An 18,609-nucleotide genomic window follows, 5' to 3' on the forward strand; every position below is an offset into this window, starting at 1 on the left:
AGTCCGGGCGGCTATGTTCCGTAACCATGACCCCGAACCCGCCGACCCCGCCCGCCGCCCGGATCGATCCGTGCGACCCGCCCGAGCACTACCTCAGCTTCTGGCGCGAACGGCACCTGTGCACGTTGACGACCCTGCGCCCGGACGGCACGCCGCACGTGGTGCCGGTCGGCGTCACGTACGACCCGGCCGCCGGGGTCGCGCGGGTCCTCGCCCGCAAGACGAGCCGGAAGGTCGTGCACATCCTCGCGGCGACGGGCGTGGACGGGCCCGGCGCGCGGGTGGCCGTGTGCCAGTTCGCGGGGCGGCGGTGGGCCACGCTTGAGGGCCGGGCGGAGATCAGGACGGCGCCGCGGGAGATCGCGGAGGCGGAGATCCGCTACGAGGAGCGGTACGGGCGCAGGCCGTCGCCGAACCCGGACCGGGTCCTGATCGAGATCACGCTGACCCGCGCGCTGGGCAAGGCGTAACGGAAAAGCACCCGCGCACACCACAGCGGCGCCACCGTGTTCAGGTCCACGGTGGCGCCGCTGCTGGGGGAAGCGCCTGCGCGATTTACAACGACGGGGGAATCGCGTCAGGCACTGCGGGGGGTGGCTGTGACGTTGTCCGAGGCGCTCGCGGCGCCCTGGTCGTGCTGGTCCTGCCCGCCGACCACCTGGTGGTCACGGCGGTCGAGGTTGACGAAGACCATCCCGTACCGGACGGCGCAGCGCACGGGCTGCGGCGCTCCGCGGGGCCGGCGCAGACACCGGTAGGCCCTGATCTCCTCCTCGTCGTCACGGGTGACGACGATGGGCTCACCGAGCAGGGTCACCATCAACGAGTCGCCGCGGTGGGGGATCGCGGTCACAAGATCGATGAAGTGCCAACCGGAGCGGTAGGCGGTGGCCATTTCTCGGCGGAAGGTGCGGTCGTCGGGAGGGGTACTCATGAGACGGCGCCCCCCTTCGGAGCGGTCCCCCAAATGACATCCCCCTTCGCAGCCGACGCCCAGATCACGTCACCCTGCGGAACGGCGTCCCAGATGACATCCGACGGCGCCGCGGACGCGGCCGACGCGGTTCGTGCGGCGGCATCGTCGTCCGGGTGCGCGCTCAGAGCGCTGAAGGCGCTGACAGCCAACCCAACGGAGAAGGCACAGACAAGTACCGAGCGAAGCTTTCCCTGGCGCATAGCGGGCTTCGTCCTCACTTCCATCGCGACTCTCCCCCGGCCTTCCAAGACGATGGCTCATTCAGCCATGCGAACACCACAGGACCGATGCATCATGTTCCTGCACGTTCAAGACCCTGGGGGGTGGAGTTATGCCAATAAACAGCTCAATTAGGGCACATCCACATGCCATGGCTGAACTATGCGATGAAGGTAAGCGGCTCTACGGCAACGCGTTGCGTACCGGACGCATCCGGCGCACGGAAGCGGAAGCCGCTCCCTGCCTTATGGATTTCGCGCTCCTGGTCCCCGATCCGGATGACGCCGACTGGCTCCGCCCTGTTCCGCCCACTTCGGCACTCGCCCAACGTGTCCGCCCCATTGAGCGCGAGATCCAGGAGCGGAGGACGCTGGCCAACGAACTCGCCGACACGTTCGAGCCATTTATGGCCATCACCGCCCAGGACCGTCCTGCCGCCCATTCGATCACCGTTCTCGAAGGCGGAAGCCGCATCAACGCGGCCATTCAAGTCGCCATAGCCGAATGCCAGTCGGAGGTCATCACCGTCCAACCCGGCGGCGGGCGCAGCGAAGCCATCGTCACCGAAGCGGTGAAGCAGAGTCAGAGCATCCTCGACCGAGGCATCAGGATGCGAACGCTGTACCAGCACACCGCACGCCACAGCCAGACCACCATCGCCTACGCCGAGCACATGCGGCAGGGCAAGGTGGAGGTCCGCACACTCGAAGAACTCATCGAACGACTCATGATCTTCGATCGGACCGTCGCCTTCATACCGGCCCGCGAGGACCGCCAAACGGCCCTGGAACTCCGCCATCCAGGCCTCGTCCAGTATCTGGCCAACGTCTTCGAGCAGCTGTGGCAACGAGCGTCACCGCTGCTCGACGAGGCCCCCTACGCACCGTCCACGGACGGCATCACCGGCGTCCAGCGTTCCATCGCCAAACTCCTCGTCGACGGCCACGTGGACGAGGCAATCGCCCGCCGCCTCGGCATGAACGTCCGTACCTGCCGCGCCCACATCGCCAAGATAGCCGCCGCCCTCGGCAGCGGCAGCCGGGCCCAACTGGGCTATCTCATCGCCCAGTCGGGAATTCTCGAACAGGGAAGAACGACATGACGGGCATGGGAAGCGGACGGAAATAAGACACGTTCGCGGGGCCGTCCATAAGTAGACACTTGAACTACGGCATCCGGACCGGCCCACTCCTCGCCTGCATAGAATCGCGGCGCTTCAACCAGGCAGGAGGGGGACCGAATGGCCACGAAGCACTTACCGCACGCCGTCGACGAACTCTGCCCGGAGGGGCTGGGCGTCTACCGGCGCTCCCTCCGCGAGGGGCGCATTCTGCGCAGTGAGGCCGTAGGCGCTCCCTGCCTGGAGGAGCTGGGGATCCTGGAACCCCACCCCGACGACCCGGAACGGCTGCGCCCCTCCGTCCCCATCGACCCCGCCGTCCTCGACGTGCGGTTCGGCGCCGACGCCTGTTCCGGAACGGGCGACCGCTCCGTCATCGTGCTCGACGGGCTCGACGCGATCAACGCGGCCATCGACCGCGCGATGGGCCGGGTCACGGAGGAATTCCTCGCCGTACAGCCCGGCGGGACGCGACCGCCCGAGACCCTGGCCGAAGTCTTCCCACGGGACCAGGCCCTTCTCACCCGAGGGTGCCGAATGCGCACTCTCTACCAGCACACAACGCGCCATTCCCTGCCCGTGCTGGCCTACTTCGAGCAGCTCACCGGCGACGCCGAGGCCCGGACCCTGCACGAGGTGACCGACCGGCTCTTCGTCTTCGACCGGACCGTGGCGTTCATCCCCGCGAGCCGGGACCGCAGCGTCGCCCTCGAACTGCGCCACCCGGCCCTCGTCGAGTACTTCGCCACGACCTTCTGGCGGCTCTGGGGGCTGGCGACCCCCATGTGGCCGCAGGCCGCCCCCCAGCCGCCCGAGAACGGCATCACCGCCCGCCAGCACGCCATCGCGGGGCTCCTCGTCGAAGGCCTCACCGACGCGGAGGTCGCCGACCGGCTCGGCATGAACATCCGCACCGCCCGCGTCCACATCGCCAAACTGGCCAGCACGCTCGGCAGTCACAGCCGGGCCCAACTCGGCTACCTCATAGGGCAGTCAAAGATCCTGGACCATCACCAGAGATAGGGGCAGGGCCAGGGACAGGGCCAGGGACAGGGCCAGGGACACGGACACGGACACGGGCAGACGCCTCACCCCTCACCCCTCACCCTCACCCCCCACTCCCCGCAACCCACTCCCGCAACAACGCCTCCCGCTCCGCCGCCCGCGGCGACCCGCCCTCGTGGCGACGGCCCCAGTCCGCCATCGCGGTCAGCGTCGTGAGGAGCGAGCCCGCGCCCTCCGTGAGGCGGGACAGGAGCGCGCGGGAGAGGTCGTACTCCGTCTGGGAGTAGCCGATCGCCGCCGCGGTGTACGCCGTCAGTTCCTTGTCGCCGTCGGGGGCCGTCAGGCGCACCGTCATCGTGGGGGCCTCGTCGCCGCCGCCCAGGCCGACCGTGAGGACCAGGTCGACCGCCGCGCCCACATGCCGCCGCAGGGACTTCACCGGGACGTCGTCGACCGTCAGGGCGCGCACGTCCTCCCACGGCCACATGCCGGACTGCCGGTCGCCGAGGGCCAGTACGCCCTCCGGGGACAGCCGCACCCCGGCGGCGAGCCCGGCCGGTTTCGCCCCCACGTACACATCGCCCTCGGCGATCCAGAACAACCCCACCATGGCCATGGTCAGCTCAACTCCCCCGGTAAAACCGTCGGCCCACATCGAACAGGGCCGGGAGGTGGTCACCTCCCGGCCCTGTTTCAGGTTACGGAACCTACTGCTCGGACGTCCGCTTGGGCCGCCACACCACCAGCGCGCTCGCCTGCTGCACGTCCTGGTAGGGGACGAGGTCGCGGCGGTACGAAGCGTGCACCGCCGCCTCACGCTGCTGCATGGCGACGGCGGCGCCCTCCACGGCCGAGGAGAGCTCCGCGACGCGCGACTGGAGCGCGGCGACCTGGTTCTCCAGCTCGATGATCCGCTTGATGCCGGCGAGGTTGATGCCCTCCTCCTGCGACAACTGCTGCACGGTACGCAGCAGCTCGATGTCGCGGGCGGAGTAGCGACGGCCGCGTCCCGGGGTGCGGTCCGGGGAGACCAGGCCCAGGCGGTCGTACTGCCGCAGGGTCTGGGGGTGCAGGCCGCTCAACTGGGCGGCCACCGAGATGACGTAGACCGGCGTCTCATCGGTCAGCTGATACGCCCTGCTCAGTCCGGGCTGTCGACGACGGCCGTCCATCTCATGCTCCCTTCGCGGCCTGGAACAGTTCTGCCCGCGGATCGTCGTCCGCAGTCGCCTTGCGGTAGCTCTCCAGGGCTTCCTTCGCCCCGTCGCTCAACGACGTCGGAACCGCGACCTCCACCGTCACGAGCAGGTCGCCGCGGCTGCCGTCCTTGCGGACCGCTCCCTTGCCGCGGGCCCGCATCGTACGCCCGTTCGGCGTGCCCGCGGGCAGCTTCAGGGTGACGGACGGGCCGCCCAGCGTGGGCACCTTCACCTCGCCGCCCAGCGCCGCCTCCGGATACGTCACCGGCACCGTGACCGTGAGGTTGTCGCCCTTGCGGCCGAAGACCGGGTGGGTGTCGACGTGCACGACCACGTACAGGTCACCGGCCGGGCCGCCGCGCTCACCGGGTGCGCCCTTGCCGCGCAGGCGGATGCGCTGCCCGTCCGAGACACCGGCCGGAATCCGCACCTGCATCGTCCGGGACGACTTGGCGCGGCCACTGCCGCCGCAGACCTCGCAGGGGTCCTGGGCGATCAGCCCACGGCCCTTGCAGTCCATGCACGGATCGGTGAGGGAGAACCCTCCGCCACCGCCCCGCGAGACCTGGCCCGTGCCGACGCAGGTCGGGCACACACGCGGCGTACCGTTCTTGTCGCCGGTGCCGGAACACGCCTTGCAGGGCGCCTGGGAGGACATGCGCAGCGGCACCGTGGCACCGTCCACCGCCTCCGTGAAACTCAGCGTGACCTCGGACTCGATGTCCTGGCCGCGCCTCGGCTGCGTACGCGCACCGGCTCCGGCACCCGCGCCGCCGCGGTTGAACAGGCCCCCGAAGACGTCACCGAGACCGCCCCCGAAGCCGCCGCCGGCCGCTCCACCGCCACCCGGGGCGCCGCCTCCGAAGAGGTCGCCCAGGTCGAAGTTGAACGATCCGCCGCCGCCTCCGGGGCCTTGCCGGAATCCGCCGTTGCCGAAGAGAGCACGCGCTTCGTCGTACTCCTTGCGCTTCTTGGGGTCACCGAGGATGTCGTTCGCCTCGGAGATCTCCTTGAAGCGCTCCTCCGCCTTGGTGTTGCCCTTGTTGGCGTCCGGGTGGTTCTCGCGGGCGAGCTTCCGGTACGCCTTCTTGATCTCGGCTTCGGTGGCGTCCTTGGGGACGCCGAGGACCTTGTAGTAGTCCTTCTCGATGAAGTCCTTGGTGCTCATCCCCGACGCACCCCCTTTCGGTAGTCCCTCGTCAGTTCAGCGTCAGCCCTCGTCCGGGCCACCGCTGTCCTTGTCCGTCGGCTCGGCCGACTCGGCGTCGGCCTCCGCCGTCTCGCCCTTGACCGTCTGCGCGCCGGGCTGCGGCTCGGCGACGGCCACCCGCGCGGGGCGGATGGTGCGCTCGCCGATGCGATACCCCGGCTGCAGGATCGCGACGCACGTCGTCTCGGTGACGTCGGGCGCGTACGAGTGCATCAGGGCCTCGTGGATCGTCGGGTCGAAGGGCTCGCCCTCCTTGCCGAACTGCTGAAGGCCCAGCTTGGCGACGACGGTCTCGAGGGACTCGGCCACCGACTTGAAGCCGCCCACCAGCTCACCGTGCTCACGGGCGCGGCCGATGTCGTCGAGGGTGGGGAGCAGCTCGGAGAGGAGGTTCGCCGAGGCGATCTCCTTCACCGTCACCTTGTCCCGCTCCACCCGACGGCGGTAGTTCTGGTACTCGGCCTGCAGCCGCTGGAGGTCCGCCGTGCGCTCGCTGAGCGCGGTGCGCACCTGGTCCAGCTGTGCGGTCAGGCCCACGTCCTGCGCGGACGTCTTGCTTTCCGTGTCCCCGGCCGGGGCCGCCGGGCCCTCCTCGGTGGAGGGCTCGGCGGCCTTCGGCGCCGCGTCATCAGGGGTGGCGCCAGAGGGGACGTCGGGATTCTCGGCGTTCTCGCCGAAACCCGGGGTCTCCTCGGTCATCAGGCAGCGCCACCCTTCGCGTCACCGGGCTTCTCGTCGTCGACGATCTCGGCGTCGACCACGTCGTCGTCGGCCTTGGCCCCGGCGTCCGGGCCGGGGGCAGCGCCCTCGGCGCCCCCGCCGGCGGCCTGGGCGTCGGCGTACATGGCCTGGCCCAGCTTCTGCGAGACGGCGGCGACCTTCTCGGTGGCGGTGCGGATCTCGGCCGTGTCGTCGCCCTTGAGCTTCTCCTTCAGCTCGCCGACGGCGGTCTCGACCTCGGTCTTCACGTCACCCGGGACCTTGTCCTCGTTGTCCTTGAGGAACTTCTCGGTCTGGTAGACGAGCTGCTCGCCCTGGTTGCGGGACTCGGCGGCCTCGCGGCGGGCGTGGTCCTCGTCCGCGTACTTCTCGGCCTCCTGACGCATCCGGTCGACCTCGTCCTTCGGCAGCGAGGAGCCACCGGTGACGGTCATCTTCTGCTCCTTGCCCGTGCCGAGGTCCTTCGCGGTCACGTGCATGATGCCGTTGGCGTCGATGTCGAAGGAGACCTCGATCTGCGGGACGCCACGGGGCGCCGGCGGCAGACCGGTCAGCTCGAACATCCCGAGCTTCTTGTTGTACGCCGCGATCTCGCGCTCGCCCTGGTAGACCTGGATCTGGACGGACGGCTGGTTGTCCTCGGCCGTCGTGAAGATCTCGGAGCGCTTCGTCGGAATCGTGGTGTTCCGCTCGATGAGCTTGGTCATGATGCCGCCCTTGGTCTCGATGCCGAGGGACAGCGGGGTCACGTCGAGGAGCAGGACGTCCTTGACCTCACCCTTGAGGACACCGGCCTGGAGCGAGGCGCCGATGGCGACGACCTCGTCCGGGTTCACACCCTTGTTGGCGTCCTTGCCGCCGGTGAGCTCCTTGACGAGCTCGGCGACGGCGGGCATGCGGGTGGAGCCACCGACGAGAACGACGTGGTCGATCTCGGAGAGCTGGATGCCCGCGTCCTTGATGACGTTGTGGAACGGCGTCTTGCAGCGCTCCAGGAGGTCGGACGTGAGCTGCTGGAACTGGGCGCGCGTGAGCTTCTCGTCCAGGTGCAGCGGGCCCTCGGCGGAGGCCGTGATGTACGGCAGGTTGATCGAGGTCTCCGTGGAGGAGGACAGCTCGATCTTGGCCTTCTCGGCCGCCTCGCGCAGGCGCTGGAGCGCCATCTTGTCCTTGGAGAGGTCCACGCCGTGGCCGTTGTTGAACTGCTTGACCAGGTAGTCGACGACGCGCTGGTCCCAGTCGTCACCACCGAGGTGGTTGTCGCCGTTCGTGGCCTTCACCTCGACGACGCCGTCGCCGATCTCGAGGAGCGAGACGTCGAAGGTGCCGCCACCGAGGTCGAAGACCAGAATGGTCTGGTCGTCCTTGTCCAGGCCGTAGGCCAGGGCGGCGGCGGTGGGCTCGTTGACGATGCGCAGGACGTTCAGGCCCGCGATCTCGCCGGCCTCCTTGGTGGCCTGGCGCTCGGAGTCGTTGAAGTACGCAGGGACGGTGATGACCGCGTCGGCCACCTTCTCGCCCAGGTACGCCTCGGCGTCACGCTTCAGCTTCTGCAGGATGAACGCGGAGATCTGCTGGGGGTTGAACCCCTTGTCGTCGATGTCCACCTTCCAGTCGGTGCCCATGTGGCGCTTGACCGACCGGATGGTCCTGTCCACGTTGGTGACCGCCTGGCGCTTGGCGACCTCGCCGACCAGCACCTCGCCGTTCTTCGCGAAGGCGACGACGGACGGCGTGGTCCTGGCACCCTCGGCGTTGGTGATGACGGTGGGCTCGCCGCCTTCCAGAACGCTTACGACGGAGTTAGTCGTGCCCAGGTCGATGCCGACCGCACGTGCCATTTCGGTTCCTCCAGAGGTACATCTTGAGTGGATCTGACTCAAGGATGCATCAGCGGTGCGCTTGCGTCAACAGAAGTGAGTCGGGGGGACTCAACTCTTATCCGGCCCTTAGGCGCAGGTAGGGCAGTCGCCCGGCCGTGGCTTGCCTGAGCGACGCGGATCTCCACCTCGCTGACTACAGTGCGGCGGAGGAAGCAAGGCAGCAGCCGCTTCGTCACAGTTCGCCTCGCAGGCTCGAGGAGCCCCCACATGCAACTCGCCGCGATCATCGTGTCGCTGGTCCTCATCGCGGTCGGTGTCGCGCTGTTCAGCCGTGCCATCGTGCAGATCTACCGGTTCGTACGGCTCGGCCAGCCTGTGCCCGCCGGGCTGCGGACCGACAATCCCTGGCAGCGCACCCTCACCGTGGTCAGAGAGTTCCTCGGCCACACGCGCATGAACAAGTGGGGCATCGTCGGCGTCGCGCACTGGTTCGTGGCGGTGGGGTTCTTCACGCTGCTCCTGACGATCGTCAACGCCGTCGGCCAGCTCTTCCGGGCCGACTGGCTCCTGCCGGTCATCGGTGACTGGACGCCGTACAACGTCTTCGTCGAGTTCATCGGCACGATGACGGTGCTCGGCATCCTCACGCTGATCGTCATCCGCCAGCTGAACAGGCCCGACAGCCCGGAGCGCAAGTCCCGCTTCGCGGGCTCCAAGACCGGCCAGGCGTACTTCGTCGAGGCCGTCATCTTCACCGTCGGCGTCTGCATCTTCACGCTGCACGCCCTGGAGGGCGCCCAGCACCACGTCGACGGCTACGAGGCCTCGTTCTTCCTCTCGTACCCATTCGTCTCCTGGTTCAGGGGGATGGACCTCTCCACCCTCCAGAACCTCACGTACTTCTTCGCGGGCCTGAAGATCGCGACCTCCTTCATCTGGATGATCGTGGTCGGTCTGAACACCAACATGGGTGTCGCCTGGCACCGCTTCCTCGCCTTCCCGAACATCTGGTTCAAGCGTGAGGCGGCGGGCGGCACGGCGCTTGGCGAGCTGCAACCGATGACGTCGGGCGGCGAGCCGATCGACTGGGAGGACCCGGCCGAGGACGCGGTATTCGGTGTCTCCCAGGTGGAGCAGTTCTCCTGGAAGGGTCTGCTGGACTTCTCCACCTGCACCGAATGCGGTCGCTGCCAGTCGCAGTGCCCCGCCTGGAACACCGGCAAGCCGCTCTCCCCCAAGCTCCTGATCATGTCGCTGCGCGACCACTCGCACGCCAAGGCCCCGTACCTGCTGGCCGGTGGCGGCAAGACGATGGAGGGCGAGGAGAAGGCGAGCGCGGAGCAGCTGGCCGATGTGCCCGCCGCGGCGCTGGCGGAGGCGGAGCGTCCGCTGGTGGGGACGCTGGAGGAGAACGGGGTCATCGACCCCGACGTCCTGTGGTCCTGCACCACGTGCGGCGCGTGTGTGGAGCAGTGCCCGGTCGACATCGAGCACGTCGATCACATCGTGGACATGCGCCGCTACCAGGTGATGATCGAGTCGTCGTTCCCCTCCGAGGCGGGCACGATGCTCAAGAACCTGGAGAAGAAGGGCAATCCCTGGGGGCTTGCCAAGAAGCAGCGCCTGGAATGGCTCAAGGAAGTCGACTTCGAGGTCCCGGTCGTCGGCAAGGACATCGAGGACCTCACCGAAGTCGAGTACCTCTACTGGGTCGGCTGCGCCGGCGCCCTGGAGGACCGCGCCAAGAAGACCACCAAGGCCTTCGCGGAACTCCTCCACATGGCGGGCGTCAAATTCGCCATCATGGGCGGCGACGAGAAGTGCACCGGCGACTCCGCCCGCCGCCTGGGCAACGAACCCCTCTTCCAGCAACTCGGCCAGGAAAACGTCATGTCACTGAACATGGCGTTCGGCGAGGACGCGGAGTACGAGTCCACGAAGAAGCCGAAGTCGGCGAAGAAGATCGTCGCGACCTGTCCGCACTGCCTGAACACGCTCGGCAACGAGTACCCGCAGCTGGGCGGTGACTACGAGGTCATCCACCACACCCAGCTCCTCCAGCACCTCATCGACGAGGGCAAGCTCATCCCGGTGACGCCCGTCGAGGGCCTGATCACCTACCACGACCCCTGCTACCTGGGCCGCCACAACAAGATCTACACCCCGCCCCGCGAGATCATGACCGCCGTCCCCGGCCTGCGCCAGCAGGAAATGCACCGCCACAAGGAACGCGGCTTCTGCTGCGGCGCCGGCGGCGCCCGCATGTGGATGGAAGAACGCATCGGCAAGCGCATCAACAACGAACGCGTCGACGAAGCCCTCAGCCTCAACCCCGCCATCGTCTCCACCGCCTGCCCGTTCTGCCTCGTCATGCTCACCGACTCCGTCAACGGCAAGAAGAACGACGGCCAGGCCAAGGAATCCGTCCAAGTCGTCGACGTCGCACAACTCCTCCTCGACTCCGTGAAGACACCGACCGACCCGGCGAGTGAGACGGAGTCTGCGGACGAGCCGGAGCCGGTGAAGTAGCGGCTGCCGTAACCCGGCCCGCGTGCGGGCGAGCGTTCCGAAGACCCCGTTCCCTCCGTGCGGAGGGGGCGGGGTCTTCCTGCTTCAGGCAGCAGCCACGGCACCCGTCAGCTCACACCACACGAGCTTGCCTCGGCTCTCGCTCTGCCGCTCCCGTGTGCACCCACCCCCACCCGTCGGCACATTCCCGTACGAGCCCGAGCCCGAGCCCTCTGTCCGACGTCTCGCCCCCCTGCTCCTCCGCGAAAGCGACGCCCCCGACGACATACTCACCCTCGCCCCTCAAGCCCTCGCCAGTCTCCTCAGGAGGCTTTTGACTCCGTGAGTGGGCGCCACGGGACACGTCCCGGTAAGGCGGTGACTTCGGTGGGCCTGCGTCTTTGATGGTTGCTGGGGCCGCCCGGTGTTGTGCGGAGTGTGGCGGTTCCGGGCCGGGAGTAAAGGGCGCTCCGCTGCGCTGCGCGTCGGCTGCGCCGATTCCGCTGCGCTCCACCCTTGACTCCCGTCCCTCCACCGCACGTAGACCTTGACCCGGACGGCCAGGGGTGGGGGCGACGGGGGCGATGCTCGGGCCATCCCCTTTCATCGCCGGGTGCGGCCCGGTCCAACGCGAGCCGCCGTCACGGTTCGGGCGGGCCCGGCTTCGCCGCTCGGGTCATCGGCTCGCGCTGCCGGGTGCGGCCCGGTCCATCGTGGGTGGCCGCCACAGTTCGGGCGGGCCCGGCCCCGCCGCTCGGGTCATCACCTCGCGCGGCCGGGTGCGGCCCGGCCCAACGTGGGCGGGAGCGACGGTCGATGTGCCGGTCGGCCCGGGCCGTCCCCTCCGGCACCTACTTTGGGAAAGTTGCGAACGCGTTCGCCGCGCGCCCCCCTGCCGAGCCGGATGCGCCCCCTCGCATGCGGGCTTGCCCCTGCGGATGCGGGAGATGGGGTGGTGGGTGGGACGGCGCCCGGGGCGTGGGAGGGGGACGGTTGAGTCGGGCCGCCCCCTCCCGGCACCTACTTTGGGAAAGTTGCGAACGCGTTCGCCGCGCGCCCCCCTGCCAAGCCGGATGCGCCCCCAACGTGCAGGCTTGTGGCGTCCGATTCGCGAGAACGGCAACATGGCTGACGGCGCGCGGGGCATGGGAGGGGGGCGCGCGGCGAGTCGGTTCGCAACTTTCCCAAAGTAGGTCCCGGAGGGGCCGGGGGTCGGAGCCCATGGCAGACCGCCGCCATCGCTTCGGCCGGGACGGTCGCCCCACCCACTCGCCCCGACCCCGCACCCCAACCGTGACAGCGACTCACGATGAGCCGGACCGCACCCGGCAGCGAGAGGCGATGACCCGAGCGGCGAAGCCGGGCCTGCCCCAACCGTGACGGCCACCCACGATGGACCGGGCCGCACCCGGCGATGAAAGGGGATGGCCCGAGCATCGCCCCCGTCGCCCCCACCCCTGGCCGTCCGGGTCAAAGTCAACGTGCGGTGGAGGGACGGGAGTCAAGGGTGGAGCGCAGCGGAATCGGCGCAGCCGACGCGCAGCGCAGCGGAGCGCCCTTTACTCCCGGCCCGGAACCGCCACACTCCGCACAACACCGGGCGGCCCCGGCAACCATCAAAGACGCAGGCCCACCGAAGTCACCGCCCAACCCCGCCACGTGCCGAAAGGGAGCCTCCGGCCCCACCCCCGGACCGGACCCGGTGTGATGGAAACGGGACCGCCTCGGACTCCTCCCGCGAGGGGCGCAGGAGCATCATGGGCTGGTTGTTGGCGACTGTGGCGTTCGGGGTGGGTGAGAGGCATGCGGAGTGCCGGCGTACGGGGCGTGAGACGGGGCGTGAGACGGGGCATATGGCGCGGCGCCTCCACCGGCGCGGCCACCGCCATGAGCTGCGCGCTTCTCCTCTCGGGCTGCGGCAGCCACGACGACGTCACCGGATCCGGTGACGCCTCGCACAAGCCCATGAGTATGACGGGCAAGAGCACGGCGCAGCAGCCCATTCCGCGAGGCAAGGGCGGCAAGGGCAGCCGGGGCGAGGACGACTTCAACGGTGACGGCGCCCGTGACCTCGTACTCGACGACCTCGTACACCCCGACCACGGCGACGACGCGGGTATCGGCATCGTCTACGGAGGGAAGGCCGGGCTCGTTCCAGGCGCACGGCAGTTGCTGAGCGCGCACGCCAACGGGGCCCGGGTCAAGGGTGAGCTGCCCGCCGCCTTCGACTCCGAGGCCTCCTGCGACCTCGACGAGGACGGCTTCAGCGACCTCGTCGTGTCTACGGACCCGCCGTACGACGGGCAGGGACAGCCGCCCGTGCCGCTACAGATTCTGTTCGGCTCGCCCAAGGGGCTGGTCGGCAAGGCCGTGAAGCTGCGGGTGCCCGCGCAGGCACGATTCGGCAACGACTGGCCGGACCAGCCGGTCTGCGGCGACTTCGACGGGGACGGTGCGCACGACCTCGTACTGCACGCGAGCAGCGCCCGGCTCACGTTCCTGCGCGGCCCGTTCAAGCGGACCGGCGCCCCGCGCACCGCGGGCAAGCCCGTCACCGCGCCCGGCAACAACCTCGTGTCGGGCCGGGCCACGGACGTCAACGGCGACGGCTACGACGACGTACTCGTCCGCAAGGCCGCGGACCCGTCCGGCGTCGCCGCCAGTGCGCTCGTCCTGGGCGGTCCGAAGGGCCCCGGCGAGACCGGCGTGCTCTTCCCCGCGGGCGAGGACGTCGCGTTCGGCCGGTTCGGCAAGGGCAAGGGGATGGACGCCGCCATCGCGGCGCGGCGCGGTGTCGCACTGCGCTACGACGTTCCGGGCACCCTCCGCGGCTCCCTGGAGGCCAGGGACATGGCCCTCGACGCGGGCGACCTGGATGGGGACGGGCTCAGCGAGCTGGTCCTGAGCGGTCGGGGCAGCGGGAGCGGCGGGGGCGCGGGTGACGTACGGGTCTTCCGGGGACGTACGGGCGGACTCGCCGCCAACGCCACGGCGCTCCTGGCCCCCGCGGCAAAGGGCACTACCCAGGTCCTCCAGGTCGCGGACTTCGACGGAGACAAGCGGGCCGACCTGGTCGTACGAACGTATCGGGGGGCCGGCGCGGACACGGTGTCCGTGTATCCGGGTCGCCGGTCAGCGGAACTGGTCGCGCGCAAACCGCTTCTGTCCTTCTCCACCGCCGAGTTCCTCTCCCTGAGCGAGGGGTGAAGGGGCGAGGGGTGAAGGGGCGAGGGGTGAAGGGGCGAGGGGTGAAGGGGCGAGGGGTGGGGGCCAGGGCTGGAGCCCCCGTCCCCTCCGCCGCACAACCCTTCGTACGCCCCACGAGTCACACCCCCGAAAGCCAAGTTCCCCCGCCGGGGCGGGCGGTGGCTGGTCGGCAGCACGGGCAGTGGCGCGCTGCCCGTACTCGACCCGCCCCTTACCGAACGCCCTCGTTCTGCTACTCGTTGGAGCACCGAGCATGCCCTTGTACATACGCAAGAACGCGCGCAACAAGTTCCTCGCGGCAGGCGCCCTCTGCGCCGTCACCGCCCTCGGCGTCACCGGCCTGACCGCCGGCACGGCGTCCGCCGCCCCCACGCCCTCGAAGATCCGCGCCGACTACAACGGCGACGGCTACGTGGACCTCGCGGTCGGCGTGCCGAGCGCCACGGTGAACGGCGAGGCCAAGGCCGGGTACGTCAACGTCGTGTGGGGCGGCGTGTCGGGCCTCGGCAAACACGGCTCCACCACCGTCAGCCAGGCCACCACCGGCGTGCCCGGCACCCCGGAGGCGGGAGACAGGTTCGGCGCCGCCGTCGACTCCAACGACATGAACGGCGACGGCTACAGCGACCTGATCGTCGGCGCGCCCGACGAGGACACCACCGTCGGCCTGAGCGCCGGCACCGTCGCGGTCGTCTGGGGCTCCGCCACCGGCTTCAAGGGCGGCTTCACCGCCGCCAACGGGGACATAGACGACGCGGGGTACGGCGCGCTGCTCGCGACCGGCGACTTCGACAAGGACGGCGACAACGACATCGCCTTCAACTCGCACTTCGACGAGTCGAGTGCGGTCGTCGTACGCCCCGGACCGTTCACCGCGGGCTCCCCCGCCGCACTCGACAGGGTCACGGGCTGGCACTTCGCCGGCGCGCGGGCGCTCGCGGCGGGTGACTTCGACGGTGACGGCGGCACCGACCTCGCCGTCTCGTACCGCGGGATGGAGATCAGCGGTACGCAGGTGCTGAACCGCGCCTCCGGCGAGTGGAAGCAGACCTGGTCCACGCCCGACAGCACCAACACCGCGCTCGCCACCGGCGACTTCGACGGCGACGGCACCACGGACCTCGCCATCGGCAACGCCCTGGCGAACCCCGAGGTCGAGGGCGAGGGCACGTACTGCGAGAACATCCTTGGCGGCACGGTCGTCGCCATCTACGGCAAGAAGGGCGGCGCCCTCGGCGACGGCGGTGCCTCCTGCACCACGCAGAGCAGCCCGCAGGTCGGCGGTGTCGCCGAGGCCGGTGACAACTTCGGCGCGCACGTCGCGGCCGGGGACCTCGACCGCGACGGCCGCGACGAGCTCGTCGTCGGCACGGACACCGAGGCGGTCGGCACCGTGAAGGACGCGGGCGGCTACTGGGTCCTCGCCTCGGCCGGCACCGGCGCGGACTTCTCGGGCCCCGCGTTCACCCAGAACACCGCGGGCGTGGCGGGCACGGCGGAGGCGGGCGACCGCTTCGGCGCGGCCGTCGCCACCGGTGACTACAACGGCGACGGCCACGCGGACTTCGCGGTCGGCACGCCCGGTGAGGACGCGTCGAAGGGTGGCGTCTGGTACGCCGCGTCCCCGACCTCCGGGCCCGCGGCGCCGGTGACGTCGGTCACGCCGGGCAAGCTCGGTCTCGCGGGGGCGCGGGAGTACGGGGCGGCCCTGGGGCGGTAGCCGGAGCACGGTAGCGGTGGCTCGGGGCGGTAGCCGGAGCACGGTAGCGGTCGCTCGGGGCGGTAGCCGGAGCACGGTAGCGGTCGCTCGGGGCGGTAGCCGGGGCGCTGTCACCGTTCAGGGCGCCGTCTGATCACCGGCTTCGCCGAGTTCGTCCTCAAACGCCGGACGGGCTGGATCTACCCAGCCCGTCACCCCCAACTCCCGCAGGAGACCCGCATGACACAGCGCAAGCACACCCACACCCCCACCGCCCGTTCCAGACGTGGCCGCCTCGTCGCGACGACGGTCGCCGCCGCCGCACTGGCCGGCGGGCTCCTCACCGTCACAGCCGCCACGGCGTCCGCCGCACCCGCCGAGCCGCTGCCCTCGCACGAGGCGGACTTCAACGGCGACGGCGTCGCCGACCTCGTCACCTCCGCGACCGGCGCCCGCGTCGCGGGCAAGGACTCGGCGGGCCAGGTCACCGTCACGTACGGCGGTTCCACGCTGCGACACAAGACGTTCAGCCAGAACAGCGCGGGCGTGCCCGGCGACGCCGAGACCGGCGACATCTTCGGTTTCGACACCGCGTACGGCGACTTCGACCGCGACGGCTACGACGACCTCGCGGTCGGCGCGCCCGGTGAGGACGTCGGCAGCGACAAGGACGGCGGCACCACGCAGATCCTGTGGGGCTCCCCGAGCGGCCTCAAGGGCGGCACCACGGTGAAGGACCCCCGCCCGGACGGGCACGACTTCTTCGGCGGGCCGCTGGAAGCCGGTGACTTCAACGGTGACGGCCGCACCGACCTCGCCATCGGCGCCCGCTCGGGCGCGGCCACCATCGACGTCCTGAGCGGCGGAATCTCCCGTACGACGGGCGCGGGCCGCAGCCACTACACCGTCAAGCCAGCCATCCGGAGCGGCGAGGGCGCGGGCCCGTTCAACCTGCACTCCGGTGACGTGAACGGTGACGACAAGGAAGACCTCATCGTCGACGGCTTCTCCACGGGCGACGGCTACAACGCCAACCTGTGGCTGCCCGGCACGTCCGGGGGTCTCAGGACCACCGGCCAGCAGCGGCTGCCCGGCGGCGTCATCACCGACGTCGGCGACACGGACAGCGACGGTTACGGTGACATCGTCATCGGCCTCAACTGGGACGACGGCATCCAGGGTGCGAACAAGGGCGGCTCGGTGTACGTCGTGCACGGCGCCGCCAACGGCCCCTATGGCGACACGCAGGTCTTCACGCAGGACAGCACGGACGTCCCGGGCACGAGCGAGAAGGGCGACTCGTTCGGCAACGAGCTCGACCTCGGCGACCTCAACGGCGACGGTCACCTCGACCTGGTCGTGGGCTCCGCGGGCGAGGACCTCGCCGGCCTGGAGGACGCGGGCGCGGTCACCGTCATCTACGGCGCGGCGGACGGCTCGGGCCTCTCCACCAAGGGCGCGGTCTTCCTCGACCAGAACACGCCGGGCGTGCCCAACTCCAACGAGAAGCACGACTTCTTCGGCTCGGACGTGCACGTCGACGACCTGAACGGGGACGGCCGGGGCGACATCACCGTCGGCTCGTACGGCGAGAACGGGCAGAACGGCGCCGTGTACCCCCTGTTCAGCAAGGCGAACGGCACCTTCGCGGGTTCCGCGGGCATCTACCCGTCGACGGTGGGCATCTCGTCGGCCGGAACGCCCCGCTTCGGCGCGAACTTCGCCGACTGACGCGACCCCTCGGGGAAAGTCCTGGGCAACCCCTCAGGGGGCCCTTAGGGGGCCCTTAGGGGTTGTCACAGGTCGGCCGCAAAGCCCGTCTCCTCCGGAGGAGGGACGACCCCGCCCCGCAAGACCAGGTACGTTCGATTCGTGGCTGGATTCAGGATCGGACGCGGCCGGGACAACCGCGCCCCGCGACCGCAACAACAACCGCGACCGCGACAACCGCGGCAGGAGCCGTACGGACAGCAGGCCCCCCAGGGCCGGCAGCAGCCGTACGGCTACCCGCCCGCGCCGTCGAACCCGCAGCAGCAGTACGGCGGGGGCGCCCCGCAGTACGGCGGCGGCGCTCCGCACGGCGGCCGGCCGTACGGCGGTGGTGGGGGCAACGGCGGTCAGCAGTGGCCGCAGGCCGGTGGCCACCACGGCGAGCCGGAGTACTTCGGCGGCCCCGACGACCACGGCCAGGGCCACGGACCCCAGGGCGGCGGCTACGACCCGTACGCGGCCAACAACCCGGGACACACCCAGGCCTTCTCCATCGGGGAAGACCCCTACACCCAGGGCGACACCTACCGCGCCGGCCAGGCGGCCGCCCCGCCCGTGGGCCCCCGCCTGCACTGGAAGGACCTGCTGCGCGGCGTCGTGCTGCGCCCCGGCCCGACCTTCCTGCAGATGCGGGACTACGCGATGTGGGGCCCCGCCCTCATCGTCACGTTCCTCTACGGCGCGCTCGCGATCTTCGGCTTCGACGAGGCCCGCGAGGACGCGATCAACAGCACGCTGTCGTCGGCGGTCCCGTACGTCCTCACGACCGGCGTCGCGATCACCATCAGCGCGTTCATCCTGGGCGTGGTCACCCACACCCTGGCCCGCCAGCTCGGCGGCGACGGCGCCTGGCAGCCGACGGTCGGCCTCTCCATGCTGATCATGTCGATGACGGACGCGCCGCGCGTGATCGTGGCGATGTTCCTGGGCGGCGGCCAGCCGTTCGTACAGCTGCTCGGCTGGGCGACGTGGCTCGCGGCGGGCGCGCTCCTGACGATGATGGTCGCCAGGTCCCACGACCTGCCGTGGCCGAAGGCGCTGGGAGCTTCGGCGATCCAGCTGCTCGCGATCCTGTCGATCATCAAGCTGGGCACGTTCTAGCTGTATCGATCCGCAAGCAGATGTACGAGGAGGGGCCCGGCGGACACTGTCC

General features: G+C 70.0%; 14 protein-coding genes. 8 read left to right on the forward strand and 6 right to left on the reverse strand.

The window, feature by feature from the left end; all coding sequences use genetic code 11:
* Positions 1–26: 26 nt before the first annotated feature.
* Complete coding sequence (locus tag ACFVYR_RS35635; RefSeq protein WP_384263729.1) at positions 27–470, forward strand: pyridoxamine 5'-phosphate oxidase family protein; 444 nt, start codon at positions 27–29, stop codon at positions 468–470.
* Between the two features lie 107 nt (positions 471–577).
* Here the strand turns inward: ACFVYR_RS35635 and ACFVYR_RS35640 are convergent, their stop codons facing one another.
* Complete coding sequence (locus ACFVYR_RS35640; protein WP_384263732.1) at positions 578–934, reverse strand: hypothetical protein; 357 nt, start codon at positions 932–934, stop codon at positions 578–580.
* A gap of 373 nt (positions 935–1,307) precedes the next feature.
* Here ACFVYR_RS35640 and ACFVYR_RS35645 point away from each other — a divergent pair, with 373 nt between their 5' ends.
* Both ACFVYR_RS35645 and ACFVYR_RS35650 read left to right on the forward strand, forming a co-directional pair.
* The gene (locus ACFVYR_RS35645; protein WP_384263734.1) at positions 1,308–2,297 is read left to right on the forward strand and encodes a helix-turn-helix transcriptional regulator; all 990 of its coding nucleotides are present in this window, start codon (positions 1,308–1,310) and stop codon (positions 2,295–2,297) included.
* 138 nt (positions 2,298–2,435) lie between these two features.
* Positions 2,436–3,338: a LuxR C-terminal-related transcriptional regulator gene (locus ACFVYR_RS35650; protein ID WP_384263737.1), complete on the forward strand. Its 903-nt coding sequence runs from the start codon at positions 2,436–2,438 to the stop codon at positions 3,336–3,338.
* A gap of 85 nt (positions 3,339–3,423) precedes the next feature.
* Here the strand turns inward: ACFVYR_RS35650 and ACFVYR_RS35655 are convergent, their stop codons facing one another.
* From ACFVYR_RS35655 to dnaK, 5 genes are all read right to left on the reverse strand, one after another.
* On the reverse strand, positions 3,424–3,936 hold the full coding sequence (locus ACFVYR_RS35655; RefSeq protein WP_384263740.1) for a hypothetical protein: 513 nt from the start codon (positions 3,934–3,936) through the stop codon (positions 3,424–3,426).
* Positions 3,937–4,027: 91 nt separating this feature from the next.
* A complete protein-coding gene (locus ACFVYR_RS35660; RefSeq protein WP_384263743.1) occupies positions 4,028–4,492 on the reverse strand; it encodes a heat shock protein transcriptional repressor HspR in 465 nt (154 codons plus the stop codon).
* 1 nt (position 4,493) lies between these two features.
* Positions 4,494–5,687: a molecular chaperone DnaJ gene (gene dnaJ / locus ACFVYR_RS35665; RefSeq protein WP_384263746.1), complete on the reverse strand. Its 1,194-nt coding sequence runs from the start codon at positions 5,685–5,687 to the stop codon at positions 4,494–4,496.
* A 42-nt stretch (positions 5,688–5,729) separates the two neighbouring features.
* Positions 5,730–6,428, reverse strand: a complete 699-nt coding sequence (grpE, locus tag ACFVYR_RS35670; protein WP_384263749.1) for a nucleotide exchange factor GrpE — start codon at positions 6,426–6,428, stop codon at positions 5,730–5,732.
* On the reverse strand, positions 6,428–8,290 hold the full coding sequence (dnaK, locus tag ACFVYR_RS35675) for a molecular chaperone DnaK (protein WP_384263752.1): 1,863 nt from the start codon (positions 8,288–8,290) through the stop codon (positions 6,428–6,430). The genes grpE and dnaK overlap by 1 nt, the downstream gene beginning before the upstream one ends.
* A 249-nt stretch (positions 8,291–8,539) precedes the next feature.
* Here dnaK and ACFVYR_RS35680 point away from each other — a divergent pair, with 249 nt between their 5' ends.
* The 5 genes from ACFVYR_RS35680 (at position 8,540) to ACFVYR_RS35700 (ending at position 18,557) form a co-directional block, all read left to right on the forward strand.
* Complete coding sequence (locus ACFVYR_RS35680) at positions 8,540–10,801, forward strand: (Fe-S)-binding protein (RefSeq protein WP_389613741.1); 2,262 nt, start codon at positions 8,540–8,542, stop codon at positions 10,799–10,801.
* Positions 10,802–12,583: 1,782 nt separating this feature from the next.
* Complete coding sequence (locus tag ACFVYR_RS35685) at positions 12,584–13,987, forward strand: FG-GAP repeat domain-containing protein (protein WP_384252171.1); 1,404 nt, start codon at positions 12,584–12,586, stop codon at positions 13,985–13,987.
* Between the two features lie 253 nt (positions 13,988–14,240).
* Entirely contained in the window at positions 14,241–15,707 is a 1,467-nt protein-coding gene (locus ACFVYR_RS35690) for an FG-GAP and VCBS repeat-containing protein (protein ID WP_384252173.1), read from the forward strand.
* Between the two features lie 219 nt (positions 15,708–15,926).
* Positions 15,927–17,417, forward strand: coding sequence for an FG-GAP repeat protein (locus ACFVYR_RS35695; protein WP_384252176.1), 1,491 nt, complete (start codon positions 15,927–15,929; stop codon positions 17,415–17,417).
* Positions 17,418–17,558: 141 nt separating this feature from the next.
* Complete coding sequence (locus ACFVYR_RS35700; protein ID WP_384252178.1) at positions 17,559–18,557, forward strand: Yip1 family protein; 999 nt, start codon at positions 17,559–17,561, stop codon at positions 18,555–18,557.
* Positions 18,558–18,609: the final 52 nt, after the last annotated feature.

The sequence above is a fragment of the Streptomyces sp. NPDC058284 genome, assembly GCF_042881135.1.
GTDB lineage: Bacteria > Actinomycetota > Actinomycetes > Streptomycetales > Streptomycetaceae > Streptomyces.